Here is a 16,935-nt window from a genome sequence, read left to right on the forward strand (position 1 = left end):
GGCGGAACGAACCTGAGGGGCCCCTGAACTTGTTGTCCAGGGCCTCAGATAATTACTTGGCCTTCTCGAGGATCTCGACGATGCGCCAGCGCTTGCTCGCCGACAGCGGACGCGTCTCCATGATGAGGACGCGGTCGCCGACGCCGGCAGCGTTCTGCTCGTCGTGCGCCTTGAGCTTGTTCGTACGGCGGATGACCTTGCCGTACAGGGCGTGCTTCACGCGGTCCTCGACAGCGACGACGACGGTCTTGTCCATCTTGTCGCTGACGACCAGACCCTCACGGGTCTTGCGGAATCCGCGCTCGGTCTTCTCAGTCACGTTGTTCTCGCTCATCAGGCGCTCTCCACCGTCTCGATACCGAGCTCACGCTCGTGCATCAGGGTGTAGATGCGAGCGATGTCCTTACGGACGGACCTGAGCCGGCCGTTGTTCTCCAGCTGGCCCGTGGCCGCCTGGAAGCGGAGCTTGAACAGCTCCTCCTTGGCCTCGCGCAGCTTGCCAACGAGCTCCTCGTTGCCGAGCTCACGCAGCTCGGACGCCTTGGTTCCCGTCGCCATCACGACTCACCTGCCTCGCGCCGAACAATCCGGCACTTCATCGGAAGCTTGTGAGCAGCGCGGGTGAGCGCCTCACGAGCAATCTTCTCGTTCGGGTAGGACAGCTCGAACATGACCCGGCCCGGGTGCACGTTCGCGATCCACCACTCGGGAGAACCCTTACCGGAACCCATGCGGGTCTCGGCAGGCTTCTTGGTCAGCGGGCGGTCCGGGTAGATGTTGATCCAGACCTTGCCGCCACGCTTGATGTGGCGGGTCATCGCGATACGAGCCGCCTCGATCTGGCGGTTCGTCACGTACGCCGGGGTCAGCGCCTGGATGCCGTACTCGCCGAACGAGACCTCAGTACCGCCCTTGGCCATACCGCGGCGCTTCGGGTGGTGCTGCTTGCGGTGCTTGACCCTACGAGGGATCAGCATGTCGGTCAGGCCTCCGTTCCGGTGCTCTCGGCCGGAGCGGCGGCGGGGGCGTCGGCCTTGGGGGCCTCGGCACCAGCAGCCTGCTGCGGCTTGCGGCCACCACGGCCGCCGCGCTCGCCACCACGGCCACCACGGCCGGCGGGACGGTCGCCAGCGCCCTGCGCGCCACGGGCCGGGCGGTTACCCGCACGGGCCGCAGCGTTCTCGGCGCGAACCTCGGCGATGTTCTTGACGTCGCCCTTGTAGATCCAGACCTTCACACCGATACGGCCGAAGGTGGTCTTGGCCTCGAAGAAGCCGTAGTCCACGTTCGCGCGCAGCGTGTGCAGCGGCACACGACCCTCGCGGTAGAACTCGGAGCGGGACATCTCGGCGCCGCCGAGACGGCCGCCACACTGGATCTTGATGCCCTTGGCGCCGGCCTTCATCGTGCCCTGCATGCTCTTACGCATGGCGCGACGGAAGGAGACGCGGGAGGAAAGCTGCTCGGCAACGGCCTGGGCAACCAGCTGAGCGTCAAGCTCGGGGTTCTTGACCTCGAGGATGTTCAGCTGGACCTGCTTGCCCGTGAGCTTCTCGAGGTCACCGCGGATGCGGTCGGCCTCGGCGCCACGGCGGCCGATGACGATGCCCGGACGAGCGGTGTGGATGTCCACACGCACGCGGTCACGGGTGCGCTCGATCTCAACCTTCGAGATGCCGGCGCGCTCCATGCCGGACGTCATCATCCGACGGATGGCGACGTCTTCCTTGACGTAGTCCTTGTACAGCTTGTCGGCGTACCAACGCGACTTGAAGTCGGTGGTGATGCCGAGCCGGAACCCGTGCGGGTTTACCTTCTGGCCCATTACCGGGAACCTTCCTTGCTGCTGACGACCACGGTGATGTGGCTGGTCCGCTTGCGGATCCGGTAGGCACGGCCCTGCGCACGCGGACGGAACCGCTTCAGGGTCGGGCCCTCGTCCACGAACGCCTCGCTGATGACCAGCGAAGAAGCGTCCGGGTGGTTGTAGTTGTGTGCGGCATTGGCAATGGCGCTGTCCAGCACCTTGCCAACCGGCACGCTCGCGGCCTGCGGGGCGAAACGCAGGACCGCCTGAGCCTCCGTGGCATCCATGCCACGGATAAGGTCCACCACTCGGCGGGCCTTCATGGGCGTGACGCGGATGTACCGCGCCTGGGCCCTGGCTTCCATGGTTGTCCCTTCGGTGTAAGTCATAGTCGTAACCACCCCGCCTTTAGCGGCGCTTCGACTTCCGGTCGTCCTTGACGTGGCCGCGGAAGGTGCGAGTCGGCGAGAACTCGCCGAGCTTGTGGCCGACCATCGACTCGGTGACGAACACCGGGACGTGGGTCTTGCCGTTGTGCACCGCGATGGTGTGACCCAGCATGCTGGGGATGATCATCGAGCGACGGGACCAGGTCTTGATGACGTTCTTGGTGCCGGCTTCGTTCTGGACGTCCACCTTCTTTACGAGGTGGTCGTCGACGAAGGGCCCCTTCTTGAGACTGCGCGGCATCTAAACCCGCTCCTAGCGCTTCTTGTTCGTCTTGCGGCGGCGGACGATGTACTTGCTCGAAGCCTTCTTCGGCGAGCGAGTACGACCCTCCTTCTGACCCCACGGGGAGACCGGGTGGCGACCACCACTGGTCTTACCCTCACCACCACCGTGCGGGTGGTCGACCGGGTTCATCGCGACACCGCGGACGGACGGGCGAACGCCCTTCCAGCGCATGCGGCCGGCCTTGCCCCAGTTGATGTTCGACTGCTCGGCGTTGCCGACCTCGCCGACCGTGGCGCGGCAGCGGGCGTCGACGAGACGGATCTCGCCGGACGGCATGCGGAGGTGGGCCATGACGCCCTCCTTCGCGAGCAGCTGCACGGACGCACCGGCGGAACGGGCGAACTTGGCACCGCCACCGGGACGGAGCTCGATCGCGTGGATCGTGGTACCGACCGGGATGTTGCGCAGTGCCAGGTTGTTGCCGGGCTTGATGTCGGCCGTGGGGCCGTTCTCAATCCGGTCGCCCTGCTTCAGGCTCTTCGGCGCGATGATGTAGCGCTTCTCGCCGTCGGCGTAGTGCAGGAGCGCGATGCGCGCGGTGCGGTTGGGGTCGTACTCGATGTGCGCGACCTTGGCCGGCACGCCGTCCTTGTCGTGACGACGGAAGTCGATCACGCGGTAGGCGCGCTTGTGTCCACCACCCTGGTGGCGAACGGTGATCCGACCGGTGTTGTTACGGCCGCCCTTGCTGTGCAGCGGGCGAACCAGCGACTTCTCCGGCGTGGACCGCGTGATCTCGACAAAGTCGGCGACGCTGGAGCCACGACGGCCCGGGGTCGTCGGCTTGTACTTGCGGATACCCATTTCTCAGTCCTCGTCCGATTCCGGACGACTCAGGACTCCGTTAGGAGCCCTGGCCGCCGAAGATGTCGATTCGGTCGCCCTCAGCGAGGGTCACGATGGCGCGCTTGGTGTTCGCACGCTTGCCAAAACCGGTCTTGGTGCGCTTGCGCTTACCCTGACGGTTGATCGTGTTGACCCCGGTGACCTTGACCGAGAAGACCGCCTCGACGGCCTGCTTGATCTGGGTCTTGTTGGCGCCGGGCGCGACGATGAACGTGTACTTGTTCTCGTCGAGCAGCGCGTAGCTCTTCTCCGAGACAACCGGCTTGATCAGCAGGTCGCGCGGGTCAGTGAAGGTCTTGCTGGTAACGGTCGCCTCAGACATCAGGCGTCGCTCCCTTCGGTCTCATCGGCCTTGGGGCCAGACACGAAGGACTCGAAAGCGGCCTGAGTGAAGACCACGTCGTCAGAGACGATCACGTCGTACGTGTTCAGCTGGCCCGGCTCCAGGATGTGAACCTGGGGCAGGTTGCGGGCGGACAGCCACGCGGCCTCGTCGGCGCGGTCGACGACCAGGAGCAGGTTCTTGCGCTCCGAGATCTTGCCGAACAGCGTCTTGGCGGCCTTCGTGGAGGCGGCACCCTCGACCACACCGGTGACGATGTGGATGCGGGAGTGACGCGCGCGGTCCGAGAGGGCACCGCGGAGAGCGGCGGCCTTCATCTTCTTCGGGGTCCGCTGGGAGTAGTCACGCGGCTGCGGGCCGTGGACGACGCCACCGCCGACGAACTGCGGGGCTCGGGTCGAACCCTGACGCGCGCGGCCGGTGCCCTTCTGGCGGTACGGCTTGCGGCCACCACCACGGACTTCGCCACGACGCTTGGTCTTGTGCGTGCCCTGACGGGCAGCTGCCAGCTGGGCGACAACGACCTGGTGGATCAGCGGAACGCTGGTCTTCGCGTCGAAGATCTCCGAGGGGAGCTCGACGGTACCGGCCTTGTCGCCTGCCGGCGAAAGGATGTCAATGGTGCTCATTACCTCAAGCCCCCTTGGCCGCGGTACGGACCAGGACGAGGCCGCCGTTCGGACCGGGGACCGCGCCCTTGATGAGGAGCAGACCCTTCTCCGCGTCAACCGCGTGGATGGTCAGGTTCTGGGTGGTGACGCGCTCGTTGCCCATACGACCGGCCATGCGCATGCCCTTGAAGACACGCCCAGGGGTGGCGCAGCCACCGATCGAACCGGGGGAGCGGTGCTTGCGCTGGACGCCGTGACCGGCACCGAGGCCCTTGAAGTTGTGACGCTTCATGACACCGGCGAAGCCCTTGCCCTTGCTGTTGCCCGTGACGTCAACCTTGACGCCCGACTCGAACACAGCGGCGGTGATCTCCTGGCCGAGCGTGTACTCGCTGGCGTCGGAGGTGCGGAGCTCCACCAGGTGGCGGCGCGGGGTGACGTCGGCCTTGGCGAAGTGGCCCTTGAGGGGCTTGTTCACCTTGCGCGGGTCGATCTCGCCGAAGGCGATCTGGACCGACTCGTAGCCGTCGATGTCGTTCTTACGGACCTGGGTAACGACGCAGGGTCCGGCCTTGACCACGGTGACCGGGACGACACGGTTGTTCTCGTCCCAGACCTGGGTCATGCCGAGCTTCTCGCCCAGGACGCCCTTGATCTGCTTTGCCATCTTCTCGACGCCTCTCAGAGCTTGATCTCGATGTCAACGCCGGCCGGAAGGTCCAGGCGCATCAGCGAGTCAACGGTCTTGGGGGTCGGGTCGAGGATGTCGATCAGGCGCTTGTGCGTGCGCATCTCGAAGTGCTCGCGCGAGTCCTTGTACTTGTGCGGCGACTTGATGACGCAGTACACGTTCTTCTCAGTGGGCAGCGGCACCGGGCCCGCGACCGACGCACCAGTGCGCGTCACCGTCTCGACGATCTTCTTCGCCGAGGAATCGATGACCTCGTGGTCGTAGGCCTTGAGCCGGATGCGGATCTTCTGTCCCGCCATGGCTACTCCGTAGTCCTGTCTCTATGTGGAAACGCTCTGGCCCTCGATCGGCTGCGGGATCGATCCCGCGGCCCCTCCTCCGACCCACGCGGTCGGGCGTGTCGCACTCCCTCTACAGAAAATTCCCATACGGAAATTCCCTCTCCAAGGGGGTGCGGTCCCTGAGACCGCGTTGCGGGGGAGAAACACCCACCGAGCGCCTGGTGTGCGCCGTGCTGACACTTCCCAGAAGATTCCCGTACGTCCGTCCTCATTGCTGCCCCGAAAGGCAGATTAAGGACGACGAGTACTGTGGGACTCGCTTCCGGTCCTCCCGGCGGGAGGCGCGCAGCATCGGCACTCAGCCGAGCAACTTGAGTAGTCTGCCATACGAGGCACGTACCTGGCCAATCGGGCGGAAGAGAATACCCCGCAACGCTGCGTGGTCAAACGACCCGCGCCCCGCCCGGCGCCCCCGGCCCGCCGGACAGCGGCAGGGCCCCGCACCACGGGGGTGCGGGGCCCTGGCCACGGGGCGTGCCGTACGCGTCCTACTCCCAGGGCGCCTTCCACGGCGGCTTGCGGCCGCACACCGTGAGCCACTCCTCGGTGGTGATGCCGGCACAGAAGATGCCGCCCTCGTCCTTCTGCTGCTTCCACAGCTTGACCTTGGGCTCGGCGCAGTTCTTGACCGGCGAGAAGCGCGGGCACCGGCCGTCCGGCTTCTTGATCTCGTGCGCGCGCCACGCGTCGAGGCCCATCGTGTTGGTCGACTCGGGCGTCGGCATGTACCGGTTGACCGACCAGGACGCGCCCATCGTGGCGAACAGGGCGACCGCGCACACCATCCCCGCCGAGAGCTGCTGCACCACCCGGCGCGGAACGACCCGCTTCGCCGGGTCGGCGCCGGCCGGGCGCAGGGTGCGCTCGGCCCAGCCGGAACTGCGCTGGACCAGGGCCATCATGCCCAGCACGCACAGGATCATCAGGCAGTACATGATGATCCACGTGGTCCGCGGGAAGAGCTGAACGGCCTTCTCCTGCGCCATGTTGGAGGCGAACCAGAAGCGCGCCAGCCAGGCTCCGGCGAGCGTCGCCGCCGCGGTCCGCACCATGATGTGCCGCAGCCCGAGGCCGACACCGAGGCCCACCCCGAAGAGCAGCAGCAGCGCGAATCCGGTCTGGCCCGCCAGCTCGCCGGAGACCGGCCAGTCCTGGTACGTCAGCTTGCCCGACCGGTCGGAGGACCAGCCCATGACGTACGCCGGGTCCACGTACACCGTCAGGTAGGCGTAGCGGTCCGGCGTCTGCGCGCCGAGCCGGGCCATCTGGTAGAGCAGCGGGGCGCCGAGCACACCCGCGGTCACCAGGACGGCCCCCACGTACGCCGCGGCCCGCTTGACCACGGGCGCGCCCGCCCGCCAGGGGAAGAGGAAGAGGAAGAGCAGGCCCACGCCGGGGGCGGCCCACACGTACCAGCCGGAGTACCAGAGGAACAGCACGCCGAAGATCACGCCCATGCCCGCGCCGCGCAGCAGGACGGACTTCACCGAGCGCGCGCCCGCCTTGCGCAGCTCCAGGAGGCAGTAGCCGAGGAGCGGCAGCAGCACGATCATGACGACGTGGCTGTACGGGCGGATCGGGTCGAGGAACAGAACCGAGGCCGGGACGGCGATGAGCAGCGCCCAGAAGGGGCGCAGCAGCAGCCGCCAGGACAGGTAGGCCATCGGGCCGACCAGGGCGCTGAAGAAGATCTGGAAGTCGTGGAGGGCGAAGCCGTTCCCGCCGAGGCCGCCGTAGCGGAGCTTGGCCCACACGGCCATCAGGCCCGGGAAGCCGGGCGGGTAGATGCCCGACATGCTCTCGCCGGCGAGGAACGAGTTGGCCATCTCCACCAGGACGCTCGGGTCGCCCTCCTGGCCGCCGAGCGGCCAGGGGGTTCCGTTCAGGGCGACGACGACGCCGCCGGCCACCACACCGGTGGACAGGCCGGCCAGGGCCGCGCACACCATGCGCTTCACCAGCTGGTGGCGGGCGAGGCGCCCGCGGTACGCGGTGTAGAGGAGCACGGCGAGGAGCGGCAGGCCGACCAGGGCCGCGTACTCCTGCATCTTGGCGAGGCCGCTGACCTGGCCGATGCGGTTGAGCGGGTTGACGCCGATGCGCGAGCACAGCAGCGTGTAGCCGAGCGCCGCCACGACGCTGACCAGGGCCTCGGCGAGGATCAGCACCCAGCGCTTGGCCATCCACCCGCGGACGCGCGAGGAGCGCGAGGAGGACGGGGACGGGGCGGGCCCGCCCTTCGCCGTCCCGCTCCGGGCGGACGCGGAGTCGGCCTCTCCGACCGCCTCGGGGGCCAGATTCGTCATCTCAGTCCATTTCCGTCGCGATGTGAACCGCGGGTGGGGCCCCGGGCGTCGGTCTGCTGTTCGTGTCCGCTCCATGTCCGCGCGGACGTGCGGGCGTCCTCGCGTCGACCGCGGCGCGCCGCCCTCCCGTCCTCCCGTGCGATCGGACGCACGGGGTGCGGCGCGGTGCGGTGGCGGTGCGGTAGCGGTGCACAGGCAGGTGTGACCGTGGTGCGGCCGTGATGCGCCGGAGCGCGCGGCCGGGGCACGGCGGCGCGCATGCGCGTACGTCCCCCCGGCGTCACCGTACCAAGGGGGCACCGGCCCCTGCGGCGCCGCCCGCCCGCTCCCGGGCCTCGTGGCCGGGGACCGACGGCCGGTATGGTGAACGGAACATGATAGTGACCGCTCCCTCGTCGGCCCCGGCCGCGGAAAAGAGGGCCCCGCGCCGCCCGAGCGGCGGCCTCCGACGTACCTTCGCCCTCAGCCTGGCCGAGGGAGCCGTTTCCCTCACCTCCGCCGCACTCCTGCTGTGGCTGTGCCTGCGGATCCGGATCAACCCGATGGACCGGATCGGACAGGTCAGCGGACTGGCCGGGATCCAGCTGCGGCTGATGGTCATGATGGCCCTGACGGTGCTGCTGTACCTGCTCGTCTCCCGGTGGAAGCCGGGCACCGCCACCCGCTTCGGCGCCGCCGCGGTGGCCGGACTGGCCACCGGCGTGATCGCCGCCGGCAACGTGGTCTCCCTGCGCGGCACGGCCTGGCCGATCTACGCGAACTGGGGCGACATCGGCAACCTCCAGCAGTGGGCGTACGACGTCATCGACGGCGTCGACCTCCCCGCGATGTACCCGCCGGGCTTCCCGCACCTGCTGGCCTGGACCTCCGAGCTGTTCTTCGACGGCGACATGGGCAGGGCCACGAAGTGGGTGATGATCGGCTTCCTCGCCCTCTCCGGGCCGGCCGTGTACATGGCCTGGCGGATGCTGCTGCCCCCGCTGTGGGCGCTCGGCATCGGGGTGACCGCGACACTGCCGGTGATCGACCCGTACAAGCCGTACTCCGCGCTCGTCCTCGCCGTGGTGATCCCGGTCTTCGCCAAGATGTGCGACGTGGTGCTGCACTCCACCGAGCTGGGCAGGAGGCGGTCGGCCGCGGCGGGGGCCGGGCTCGGCCTGCTGCTGGCCGCGCTGTTCCTGCTGTACTCGGGCTGGTTCCTCTGGTCCTCGGTCGGCGTGGTCGTGCTGTTCGCGATGGTGCTCGTGGGCCTCGCCCGGTCGGGCGGGATCCGCGGGCTGCTGGACGGGCTGCTGCCGCTGGCGTCCGCCCTGGTCGTCTTCCTCGCGCTGGCCGGCCCGTACCTCGCACGCCTGCTCGGCTCGGGCAGCACGACGAAGGACGCGTACTTCTACTTCGACACCTGGATCGACCCCGCCTACTTCACCATGTGGACCTCCGGGGCCCCGGGCCCGCTGCGCAGCCTCGGCTGGCCGCCGCCCGGCGAACTCGCCGGTGTCGGGCTGTTCACCCTCGTCCTGGTCGCCGGTCTGGGCGTGGCCCTCACCCTCGGCCTGCGCCAGCCCATGGTGCTCACCCTCGCCGCCTGCACCGCGAGCGCGTTCCTGCTGCGCTACTGGTACGCCGCGCACATGGAGCGCGACCAGGCCGTCCAGCTCTACCCGCGCACCAGCCACCAGCTGATGTACTGCCTGATCGCCCTGACCGGACTGGCGCTGTACTACGCCGGCAAGCGGGTCCGGGTCTGGCTGCGCCTGCACGAGGCGGCGCTGCGGGGCGGAGCGCGTCGGACCGCCGCCTCGCGGCGGCCCCGGGCCGGCGTCGTCGGCGCGCTCTGCGCGCTCGGGCTGCTCTTCGGCCTGGCGGGCTCGGCGACGGTCAACGCGTACATGCCGCAGGACCCCGCGCTGAACTCCACCGGGCAGTTCGCCTGGTTCTCGCACAACATCCGCCAGGCGGACGGCCGGTGCCCCCGCTACGCGGTCAAGGGCGAGTGCTCGCCGTACGTACCGCCGCTGCGCGGCCCGTACCGCCCGCCGGCGGTGCAGAAGCCCTTCGAGCGGCTGACGCCGCCGCCGGCCCTGTCGGTCACCCCGAAGTGAGCGCCGCCCGGACATGAGGACGGCCCGCCTCCGGATGATGAACCGGAGGCGGGCCGTTGTCGTTTCCCCGCGTCGTCCTGCGCGCGGTCGTTCAGCTCTGGCCCGAGGTGAAGGCGTGCCGGGCCAGGGCGCGTACGCCCTCGCTGTGCCGGCGGCGCAGGGCGCCGGGCAGCATGGTGAGCGCGTGCAGGCGGGACGCGCTGTGGAAGCGCGCCGCGCGGGCCGCCTTGGGCCAGCCGCGCGCGTCCATCCGCTCGGCCACCGCGTGGAAGTAGCGGGCGGCCTCGGTGAACCGGGTCCCGGAGAACGCCTGGACCGACGACTCGCTGACGGCGTGGCGCCGGTACTGGAAGACGGTGGCCGAGTTGTCGACGACCATGCGCTCACCGGCCTCCAGGAGGTCGACGACGAGCGCCAGGTCCTGGATCACCGAGTAGTCGTCGCGGAAGCTCACCTTGCGCAGCGCCTCGCCGCGCCAGGCGATCGACGGGAAGTAGAGCCAGTTTCCGCGCAGCACGCTGGCCGCCAGCTCCTCGCCGGCCATCAGGCGGGTGCCCTTGACCTGCGGCTGGTAGAGCCGCTTCTTGGTGTTGTCCGCCAGGCCCTGGGTGACCCGGCCGGCGCCGTCGATGACCTCGACGCCGGGCTGGACCATGCCGACGCCCGGGGTGGCCTCGGCGAGGCCGCGCACGGTCTTCAGGTAGTCCGGGTGCAGCAGGTCGTCACAGCCCATGATGACGACGTAGTCGGCCTCGGAGAGCTCGACGCACTTCTGGAAGTTCTTGGTGATGCCGAGGTTGTGCGCGTTGCGGGTGTAGTGCACCCGGTCGTCGCCGAGCCCCTCGAACCAGCCGGGCACCTGCGCCTCGCGGCCGTCGTCGATGACGACGAGCCGGAACTCCCGGTCGGTCTGGGCCAGGACGCTGCGGACGGCGTCCTGCATCAGCCGCACGTCCCCGTAGTAGGGGAGCATGAAGTCGAACGTCACCATGGAGCGTCAGGCCTTCACGGAGTCGGAGTCGGAGTCGGAGACCGTGCCGGAGGCCGAGCCGGAGGCGGCGGCCGGGCCCGGCTCCGGGTCGGCCACGGCCACGGACGGCGCCGAGGCCGGCGCCGGCACCTTGGCGGCGTCCTGGCCGAGGCGGGCGTCGTTGTGCCGGAGGCCCTCGCTGATGGCCACGGTCCGCGCCAGGTCCGTGATCTTCTTCTCCAGGGAGCGGAAGCGCAGGAAGGTGTTGAGGGTCAGGAACCCCATCGCCATCACCATCACGTACAGCACGAGGTCGGTGCCCCGGCCGACGCCGAGCTGCTGGGCGAGCCAGGTGACGTCCGTCGGGCGCAGCACCGCGTACACGTTGACGACGACGAACACCGAGAACGCGATGCGCTTCCAGGCGCGGTTCTTCGCCTGGCTCCACGTCCGTATGAACATCAGTGCCATGGACACGGAGCCCAGGATCAGCAGCAGCTGGATCCAGAAGTACTTCATCGACGTCCACGCTCCCGCAGGGAAATGTCAAAGATGATGTTGACGCCGTTGATCAGGGACTGACCCTTGGCGCGCGAGTAGTCGGTGTAGAGGATGTCCACCGGCACCTCGGTGACCCGCAGCCCGGATCCGGCCAGGAAACCGACGATCTCGGACGCGTGGGCCATGCCGTTCATGGTGATGCTGAGCTGCGCCGCGGCCGCGCGGCCCAGGACGCGCAGGCCGTTGTGCGCGTCGGTGAGCTTCAGCTTCCGGGCGGTCGGGCTCACGGCGGCCGCGGTGCGCAGCACGACCTGCTTGATCCACGGCACCTGGCCGTTCTGCTCGATGAACCGCGAGCCGAGGACGACGTCCGCCTCGTCGGCGCGCAGGACGCCGACCATCGTCTCGACGTCCTTCGTCTGGTGCTGGCCGTCGGCGTCGAAGGTCGCGAAGTAGCGGGCGCCGGGCTGTGCGAGGGCGTACGTGAGACCGGTCTGCAGGGCCGCGCCCTGACCGAGGTTGACCGGGTGGCGGACCAAGTGGGCGCCGGTGGAGGCTATGTGCTCCGCCGAGTCGTCCGTGCTTCCGTCATCGACGACGACGATGTTGGGGAACGTCTTGCGGGCCCCCTCGACCACGTCGGCGATCACCTGGCCCTCGTTATAGGCCGGAATGACCAGCCAGACATCGTCGTATCGGGACACGGTAGCTCCAACGGAATGTGGCACATACGAGTGCTCGGTGATCAAGGTGGCGTCAGGGGCCGGCATGGTCATTTTCCGGCCGCACCAGCACCCAGCCGGCTGGCGGCGCCCGTGTGCCCAGGCCCTTCCGCGGCGGCGGAAGCCGCTCCCGGAAAGTTCAGCCTCAGCGCGGCAAGCATACCGAGCACGGTGGCGACGGAGCCGAGCGCGTACGCGACGATCACGCGCATCGCCACGTCTCCGGGTACGAACGTGACGGCCAGCAGCACCGCGGTACCGCCGGCCCAGCACAGCAGTTGCAGATTGTGCCGCTTGAACACCATCAGCGCCTGGCCGAGCACCATCGCGAGCATGTACGCGACGGTGCCGGCGGACATCAGGAAGAACTCGAAGCAGCCCAGCCGCGGTTTGGCGTCGAACAGGACCTCGATCAGCCACGGGCCGAGCACGGTCGCGGGCACCCCGCCGACCAGCCCGAGCAGTCCCACGACCTTGCCGATCCGGCGGAGCATCGCCCAGAAGGCGGCCCGGTCGCCGGCGGTGAAGGCGGCGCTGAGCCCGTTCAGCAGGGAGGCCTGGAGCGAGCCGAAGACGAAGAGCGGTACGCGGGCCAGGACCAGCGCGTTCAGCAGGGCGCCGATCAGCACGCTGTCGGCGGGAGCCAGCAGCTTGGTGCTCATCACGGCGGCGTTGACGACCACCTGGGACAGCAGGGTCGCGCAGACCAGCAGGCCGAGTCCGCCGCACAGCTCCCGCCAGGCGATCTGCTCGCCGGGGCCGGTGGCGCGCAGCAGCGCGGGCAGGGTGACCAGCGTCGCGACGACGGGGGCGACCGCCAGGACGAGGCTGAAGGCGAGCGCCGAGTGCAGGCCCAGCAGCGCGCAGCCGAAGGCGAGCGCGATGCGCAGGCCGCCGTCGACGGCGAGTTGGGTGCCGTACGCCGGGAAGCGGCCGAGGCCGGCCAGCAGACCCCGGGTCAGGTAGCAGGCGGCCATGCCGGTGAAGGCTCCGCCGAGGGCCGCCACCAGTTCGCGGTCGCCGCCGAACAGCAGGTCGGCGATCGGGGCCGCGGCGAGGCCGAGCACGAGCAGGGTGACGCCGAGGACCGCCGCGGTCAGCCAGGCGGCCCGGCGCAGGACGGGGCCCGCGCCCTTGCCCTGCACCACGCGGGCCGAGACGATCCGGGTGAGCTCCTGCTCGATGGGGAAGAACAGGCCGATGCCGACGGACATCACGATCGTCCACAGCACCGAGACGTTCGCCATGGCGTCCTCGGACAGGCTGTGCCCGGCCACGCCCAGGTGGACGTAGGAGGCGGCGCCGAGCACGACGGTGCCGCCCGCCACCGCCGCGGTGCCCGGCGGCAGCGCGGCGGTCAGCTTGTGGAGCAGGGCCTTCATCCCGAACTGCCGTCCCGGGCCGGGCCTGCCAGTGCGGTGAAGACGGGGGTGCGCAGCGCGTCGGCGAGCTGCTCGCGCCAGTCGGCGAGCGGAGCCAGGCCCGCTTCGGCCCAGCGGTCGTGCGCGAGCACGCTGAACGCCGGCCGGGCGGCGGGGCGTACGAAGGCCCCGGAGGTGGTCGGCCGGATGCGCTCGGGGTCGAGACCGCTCAGCCGGTAGGTCTCGCGGGCCAGCCCGCACCAGGTGGTGCGGCCGCTCGCGGTGCCGTGGTAGACGCCGGCCGGGGCACGGCCGTCGAGCGCGGCCGTGCCGAGTTCGACGAGGCGGGCGGCCAGCGCGCGGGTCCAGGTGGGCTGCCCGTGCTGGTCGTCGACGACGTCCAGGGTGTCCCGCTGGGCGGCCAGCTTCAGCATGGTGGCGACGAAGTTCGGGCCGTGCTCCCCGTACAGCCAGGCCGTACGGACCACGTAGCCGTCGTGCGGCAGGAGTTCGGCGACGGCCTGCTCGCCGGCCAGCTTGCCGCGCCCGTAGGCGTTGACCGGGCCGGTGGGGGCGGACTCCGCGTACGGCAGTTCCGCGTCCCCGGGCAGGACGTAGTCGGTGGAGACCTGGATCAGGCGCGCGCCCGCGGCGGCGCAGGCCCCGGCCAGGACGCGCACGCCGGTGCCGTTGACGGCGGTGGCGGCCTCCTCGGCCGTCTCGGCGCCGTCCACGTCGGTCCAGGCGGCGCAGTTGACGACGACGGCGGCACCCTCGACGGCGGCGCGGACGGCCGCCGGGTCGGTGATGTCCAGGTCGGCGCGGCGCAGGCCCACGGCTTCGGCACCGGCGTCCTTCAGCGCGGACAGGACGTCCTGGCCCAGCATCCCGGCGGAGCCGGTCACCAGCCAGCGGGGGGTACCGGAGTTCGCGGTCACTTCTGCAGCGCCGCCTTCGCCTTCAGCGGCTCCCACCAGGCGCGGTTCTCGCGGTACCAGTCGATGGTGGCCTTGATGCCGTCCTCGAAGGTGACCTGCGGGGCGTAGCCGAGCTCCTCGCCGATCTTGCTGATGTCGATCGAGTAGCGCAGGTCGTGGCCCTTGCGGTCCTCGACCGGCTCCACCATGTCCCAGCCGAGGCCCGCCGCCTCCAGCAGGACGCCGGTGAGCTCCTTGTTGGTCAGTTCGGTGCCGCCGCCGATGTTGTAGACCTCGCCGGCGCGGCCCTTGCGCATCGCCAGGTCGATGCCGCGGCAGTGGTCGGAGACGTGCAGCCAGTCGCGGACGTTGCCGCCGTTGCCGTACAGCGGGACCTTGCGGCCGTCCATCAGGTTCGAGACGAACAGCGGGATGACCTTCTCCGGGAACTGGTAGTGCCCGTAGTTGTTGGAGCAGCGCGTGACCACCACGTCCATGCCGTGGGTGCGGTGGTAGGCCAGCGCCAGCAGGTCGGAGGACGCCTTCGAGGCGGAGTACGGGGAGTTCGGCACCAGCGGCCACTCCTCGGTCCAGGAGCCCTCGCTGATCGAGCCGTAGACCTCGTCGGTGGAGATGTGGACGAAGCGGCCGACGCCGTGCTTGCGTGCGGCGTCCAGCAGGACCTGGGTGCCGACGACGTTGGTCAGCACGAAGGGGCCCGCACCCGCGATGGAGCGGTCCACGTGCGACTCGGCGGCGAAGTGCACGATCACGTCGTGACCGGGCATCACCTGGTCCACGGCCTCGGGGTCACAGATGTCACCCTTGACGAACGTGTATCCGGGGTGGTCGGCTACGGGCGCCAGGTTGGCTTCGACGCCGGAATAGGTCAGCTTGTCGAAGACCGTGATCCGCGCGGACGCATCTGCGCCGAGCTGCTGCCGGACGAACTCTGAACCGATGAAGCCGGCGCCGCCGGTCACAAGGATGCGCATAATACGAAGAGTCTAGCCGCCTGCCGAACGTCACAGGCACGTGGCTCCGCTGTCGCACGCGCTCTCGCATAGGCTTCTCCCCATGCGTGGAATCCTTTTGGCCGGTGGGACCGGATCGCGGCTCTGGCCGCTGACCCGGGCAGTCTCGAAGCAGTTGCTGCCCGTATTCGACAAGCCGATGATCTATTACCCCCTCTCCACCCTGGTGATGGCGGGCATCAACGAGATCCTGATCATCACCACCCCGGAGGACCGCACCCAGTTCGAGCGGCTGCTCGGCGACGGTTCCCAGTTCGGCCTGCGGCTGGAGTACGCCGTCCAGGAACGCCCGGAGGGCATCGCCCAGGCGTTCGTCCTCGGCGCGGACTTCATCGGCGACGACTCGGTCGCGCTGATCCTCGGCGACAACATCTTCCACGGCAGCGGCCTCGGCACCCGGCTCGCCCAGCACACCGGCTCGCAGGGCGGCCGGGTGTTCGCGTACCCGGTGGCCGATCCGACCGCGTACGGCGTGGTCGAGTTCGACGACAAGGGACAGGCCATCTCCATCGAGGAGAAGCCGGAGAAGCCCAAGTCCCGCTACGCCGTGCCGGGTCTGTACTTCTACGACAACCGCGTCGTCGAGATAGCCCGCGGGCTCAAGCCCAGCGCGCGCGGCGAGCTGGAGATCACCGCGGTCAATGACGCGTACCTCCAGGCCGGCGAGCTGAACGTCACGATCCTCGACCGTGGTACCGCCTGGCTGGACACCGGCACCTTCGTCTCGATGGTGCAGGCGTCGGAGTTCGTCCGCGTGATCGAGGAGCGTCAGGGCTTCAAGATCGGCTGCATCGAGGAGGCGGCCTGGCGGGCCGGCCTGATCGACTCCGCGCAGCTGCGCGCGCTCGCCGAGCCGCTGACGAAGAGCGGTTACGGCGACTACCTGCTGACCCTGCTCGACGAGGAGGCCGCGCGATGAAGTTCCGCGAGCTGTCCATCGAGGGCGCCTTCGAGATCACCCCGCAGCTGCACGGAGACCCGCGCGGACTGTTCACCGAGTGGTACCGCTTCGACAAGCTGTCCGCGGTCGTCGGACACCCGCTGAACCTGGCGCAGGGCAACCTCTCGGTCTCCTCCCGCGACGTGGTCCGCGGCATCCACTTCGCCGACGTGCCGCCCGGCCAGGCCAAGTACGTGAGCTGCGTGCGCGGCGCCGTGCTCGACGTCATCGTCGACCTGCGGGTCGGCTCCCCCACCTTCGGGCAGTGGGAAGGCGTACGGCTGGACGACACCGACCGCCGCGCCGTCTACATCTCCGAGGGCCTGGGCCACGGGTTCTGCGCGCTCAGCGACGACGCCACGCTCTCGTACCTCTGCTCGGAGCCGTACAACCCGACCGGTGAGCACGCGGTGCACCCCCTCGACCCCGATCTGGGCATCGAGTGGCCGGCCGAGGTCCCGCAGCTGTCCGCCCGCGACGAGGCCGCCCCCTCGCTGGCCGACGCCATCGCGACCGGGCTGCTGCCGGACTACGCGGCCTGCAAGGCGTTCACCGAGTCGCTCCGGGTGGTCTGACCCCGGTACCGATCCGCCCGTACGCACGCACGCGCGCGCACGACGACAGGAGGGCCGCACCCCCGCGCGGGGGGGGGGGCCCCCCGTGGGCGGGGGCGGGGGGGCGGCCCCCGGCCCCGCCCGCGGGGCGCGC

Annotated in this window: 21 protein-coding genes; 3 read left to right on the forward strand and 18 right to left on the reverse strand. The window is 69.6% G+C overall.

The features are described from left to right. Positions 1-52: 52 nt before the first annotated feature. The 12 genes from rpsQ to ABT106_RS18110 form a co-directional block, all read right to left on the reverse strand. Complete coding sequence (gene rpsQ / locus ABT106_RS18055) at positions 53-334, reverse strand: 30S ribosomal protein S17 (RefSeq protein ID WP_030008467.1); 282 nt, start codon at positions 332-334, stop codon at positions 53-55. Continuing rightward, positions 334-558 (reverse strand): 50S ribosomal protein L29, encoded by a 225-nt coding sequence (gene rpmC, locus ABT106_RS18060; RefSeq protein WP_073912892.1) that lies wholly within the window; start codon positions 556-558, stop codon positions 334-336. The genes rpsQ and rpmC overlap by 1 nt, the downstream gene beginning before the upstream one ends. Then, positions 558-977 (reverse strand): 50S ribosomal protein L16, encoded by a 420-nt coding sequence (gene rplP / locus ABT106_RS18065; RefSeq protein WP_030026326.1) that lies wholly within the window; start codon positions 975-977, stop codon positions 558-560. Before rplP ends, rpmC begins: the two co-directional genes overlap by 1 nt. A 5-nt stretch (positions 978-982) precedes the next feature. Then, positions 983-1,825, reverse strand: a complete 843-nt coding sequence (gene rpsC, locus ABT106_RS18070) for a 30S ribosomal protein S3 (RefSeq protein ID WP_008739710.1) — start codon at positions 1,823-1,825, stop codon at positions 983-985. Next, complete coding sequence (rplV, locus tag ABT106_RS18075) at positions 1,825-2,172, reverse strand: 50S ribosomal protein L22 (RefSeq protein WP_267725087.1); 348 nt, start codon at positions 2,170-2,172, stop codon at positions 1,825-1,827. The genes rpsC and rplV overlap by 1 nt, the downstream gene beginning before the upstream one ends. A gap of 43 nt (positions 2,173-2,215) precedes the next feature. Then, positions 2,216-2,497: a 30S ribosomal protein S19 gene (rpsS, locus tag ABT106_RS18080; RefSeq protein ID WP_008739713.1), complete on the reverse strand. Its 282-nt coding sequence runs from the start codon at positions 2,495-2,497 to the stop codon at positions 2,216-2,218. Positions 2,498-2,509: 12 nt separating this feature from the next. Beyond that, complete coding sequence (gene rplB / locus ABT106_RS18085; protein ID WP_031146577.1) at positions 2,510-3,346, reverse strand: 50S ribosomal protein L2; 837 nt, start codon at positions 3,344-3,346, stop codon at positions 2,510-2,512. Positions 3,347-3,386: 40 nt separating this feature from the next. Beyond that, positions 3,387-3,710, reverse strand: a complete 324-nt coding sequence (rplW, locus tag ABT106_RS18090; RefSeq protein ID WP_073912895.1) for a 50S ribosomal protein L23 — start codon at positions 3,708-3,710, stop codon at positions 3,387-3,389. Next, positions 3,710-4,360, reverse strand: a complete 651-nt coding sequence (rplD, locus tag ABT106_RS18095; protein ID WP_351278165.1) for a 50S ribosomal protein L4 — start codon at positions 4,358-4,360, stop codon at positions 3,710-3,712. Before rplD ends, rplW begins: the two co-directional genes overlap by 1 nt. 4 nt (positions 4,361-4,364) lie before the next feature. Next, positions 4,365-5,009: a 50S ribosomal protein L3 gene (gene rplC / locus ABT106_RS18100; protein WP_215015311.1), complete on the reverse strand. Its 645-nt coding sequence runs from the start codon at positions 5,007-5,009 to the stop codon at positions 4,365-4,367. Positions 5,010-5,023: 14 nt separating this feature from the next. Beyond that, the gene (gene rpsJ, locus ABT106_RS18105; RefSeq protein WP_003948644.1) at positions 5,024-5,332 is read right to left on the reverse strand and encodes a 30S ribosomal protein S10; all 309 of its coding nucleotides are present in this window, start codon (positions 5,330-5,332) and stop codon (positions 5,024-5,026) included. 530 nt (positions 5,333-5,862) lie between these two features. Beyond that, positions 5,863-7,680, reverse strand: a complete 1,818-nt coding sequence (locus tag ABT106_RS18110; RefSeq protein WP_351278168.1) for a hypothetical protein — start codon at positions 7,678-7,680, stop codon at positions 5,863-5,865. 374 nt (positions 7,681-8,054) lie between these two features. Between ABT106_RS18110 and ABT106_RS18115 the strand changes: the two genes are divergently transcribed. Beyond that, the gene (locus ABT106_RS18115) at positions 8,055-9,782 is read left to right on the forward strand and encodes a hypothetical protein (RefSeq protein ID WP_351278171.1); all 1,728 of its coding nucleotides are present in this window, start codon (positions 8,055-8,057) and stop codon (positions 9,780-9,782) included. 91 nt (positions 9,783-9,873) lie between these two features. Here the strand turns inward: ABT106_RS18115 and ABT106_RS18120 are convergent, their stop codons facing one another. From ABT106_RS18120 to rfbB, 6 genes are all read right to left on the reverse strand, one after another. Next, entirely contained in the window at positions 9,874-10,773 is a 900-nt protein-coding gene (locus ABT106_RS18120; RefSeq protein WP_351278174.1) for a glycosyltransferase family 2 protein, read from the reverse strand. Between the two features lie 6 nt (positions 10,774-10,779). After that, on the reverse strand, positions 10,780-11,271 hold the full coding sequence (locus ABT106_RS18125; RefSeq protein WP_351278177.1) for a DUF2304 domain-containing protein: 492 nt from the start codon (positions 11,269-11,271) through the stop codon (positions 10,780-10,782). Beyond that, positions 11,268-11,957 (reverse strand): glycosyltransferase family 2 protein, encoded by a 690-nt coding sequence (locus tag ABT106_RS18130; protein WP_351278179.1) that lies wholly within the window; start codon positions 11,955-11,957, stop codon positions 11,268-11,270. Before ABT106_RS18130 ends, ABT106_RS18125 begins: the two co-directional genes overlap by 4 nt. A 68-nt stretch (positions 11,958-12,025) precedes the next feature. Beyond that, a complete protein-coding gene (locus ABT106_RS18135; protein WP_351278182.1) occupies positions 12,026-13,357 on the reverse strand; it encodes a lipopolysaccharide biosynthesis protein in 1,332 nt (443 codons plus the stop codon). Continuing rightward, positions 13,354-14,274, reverse strand: coding sequence for a dTDP-4-dehydrorhamnose reductase (gene rfbD / locus ABT106_RS18140; RefSeq protein WP_351278185.1), 921 nt, complete (start codon positions 14,272-14,274; stop codon positions 13,354-13,356). Before rfbD ends, ABT106_RS18135 begins: the two co-directional genes overlap by 4 nt. Then, positions 14,271-15,248 carry a dTDP-glucose 4,6-dehydratase gene (rfbB, locus tag ABT106_RS18145; RefSeq protein WP_351278188.1) on the reverse strand — a complete coding sequence of 326 codons (978 nt, stop codon included), beginning with the start codon at positions 15,246-15,248 and terminating at the stop codon, positions 14,271-14,273. The genes rfbD and rfbB overlap by 4 nt, the downstream gene beginning before the upstream one ends. Positions 15,249-15,330: 82 nt before the next feature. Here rfbB and rfbA point away from each other — a divergent pair, with 82 nt between their 5' ends. Together rfbA and rfbC are read left to right on the forward strand one after the other, a co-directional pair. Then, complete coding sequence (gene rfbA / locus ABT106_RS18150) at positions 15,331-16,206, forward strand: glucose-1-phosphate thymidylyltransferase RfbA (protein ID WP_351278190.1); 876 nt, start codon at positions 15,331-15,333, stop codon at positions 16,204-16,206. Next, positions 16,203-16,802, forward strand: a complete 600-nt coding sequence (gene rfbC, locus ABT106_RS18155; protein ID WP_267724768.1) for a dTDP-4-dehydrorhamnose 3,5-epimerase — start codon at positions 16,203-16,205, stop codon at positions 16,800-16,802. Before rfbA ends, rfbC begins: the two co-directional genes overlap by 4 nt. Positions 16,803-16,935: the final 133 nt, after the last annotated feature.

Source organism: Streptomyces sp. NPDC002044 (assembly GCF_040296725.1).
Classification (GTDB): Bacteria; Actinomycetota; Actinomycetes; order Streptomycetales; family Streptomycetaceae; genus Streptomyces; species Streptomyces antarcticus.

Excerpts from the sequence above, each read along its gene's own strand:
- rpsQ (WP_030008467.1), bottom strand. The coding sequence starts at position 334 with ATGAGCGAGAACAACGTGACTGAGAAGACCGAGCGCGGATTCCGCAAG.
- rpmC (WP_073912892.1), bottom strand. The coding sequence starts at position 558 with ATGGCGACGGGAACCAAGGCGTCCGAGCTGCGTGAGCTCGGCAACGAG.
- rplP (WP_030026326.1), bottom strand. The coding sequence starts at position 977 with ATGCTGATCCCTCGTAGGGTCAAGCACCGCAAGCAGCACCACCCGAAG.
- rpsC (WP_008739710.1), bottom strand. The coding sequence starts at position 1,825 with ATGGGCCAGAAGGTAAACCCGCACGGGTTCCGGCTCGGCATCACCACC.
- rplV (WP_267725087.1), bottom strand. The coding sequence starts at position 2,172 with ATGGAAGCCAGGGCCCAGGCGCGGTACATCCGCGTCACGCCCATGAAG.
- rpsS (WP_008739713.1), bottom strand. The coding sequence starts at position 2,497 with ATGCCGCGCAGTCTCAAGAAGGGGCCCTTCGTCGACGACCACCTCGTA.
- rplB (WP_031146577.1), bottom strand. The coding sequence starts at position 3,346 with ATGGGTATCCGCAAGTACAAGCCGACGACCCCGGGCCGTCGTGGCTCC.
- rplW (WP_073912895.1), bottom strand. The coding sequence starts at position 3,710 with ATGTCTGAGGCGACCGTTACCAGCAAGACCTTCACTGACCCGCGCGAC.
- rplD (WP_351278165.1), bottom strand. The coding sequence starts at position 4,360 with ATGAGCACCATTGACATCCTTTCGCCGGCAGGCGACAAGGCCGGTACC.
- rplC (WP_215015311.1), bottom strand. The coding sequence starts at position 5,009 with ATGGCAAAGCAGATCAAGGGCGTCCTGGGCGAGAAGCTCGGCATGACC.
- rpsJ (WP_003948644.1), bottom strand. The coding sequence starts at position 5,332 with ATGGCGGGACAGAAGATCCGCATCCGGCTCAAGGCCTACGACCACGAG.
- ABT106_RS18110 (WP_351278168.1), bottom strand. The coding sequence starts at position 7,680 with ATGACGAATCTGGCCCCCGAGGCGGTCGGAGAGGCCGACTCCGCGTCC.
- ABT106_RS18115 (WP_351278171.1), top strand. The coding sequence starts at position 8,055 with ATGATAGTGACCGCTCCCTCGTCGGCCCCGGCCGCGGAAAAGAGGGCC.
- ABT106_RS18120 (WP_351278174.1), bottom strand. The coding sequence starts at position 10,773 with ATGGTGACGTTCGACTTCATGCTCCCCTACTACGGGGACGTGCGGCTG.
- ABT106_RS18125 (WP_351278177.1), bottom strand. The coding sequence starts at position 11,271 with ATGAAGTACTTCTGGATCCAGCTGCTGCTGATCCTGGGCTCCGTGTCC.
- ABT106_RS18135 (WP_351278182.1), bottom strand. The coding sequence starts at position 13,357 with ATGAAGGCCCTGCTCCACAAGCTGACCGCCGCGCTGCCGCCGGGCACC.
- rfbB (WP_351278188.1), bottom strand. The coding sequence starts at position 15,248 with ATGCGCATCCTTGTGACCGGCGGCGCCGGCTTCATCGGTTCAGAGTTC.
- rfbA (WP_351278190.1), top strand. The coding sequence starts at position 15,331 with ATGCGTGGAATCCTTTTGGCCGGTGGGACCGGATCGCGGCTCTGGCCG.
- rfbC (WP_267724768.1), top strand. The coding sequence starts at position 16,203 with ATGAAGTTCCGCGAGCTGTCCATCGAGGGCGCCTTCGAGATCACCCCG.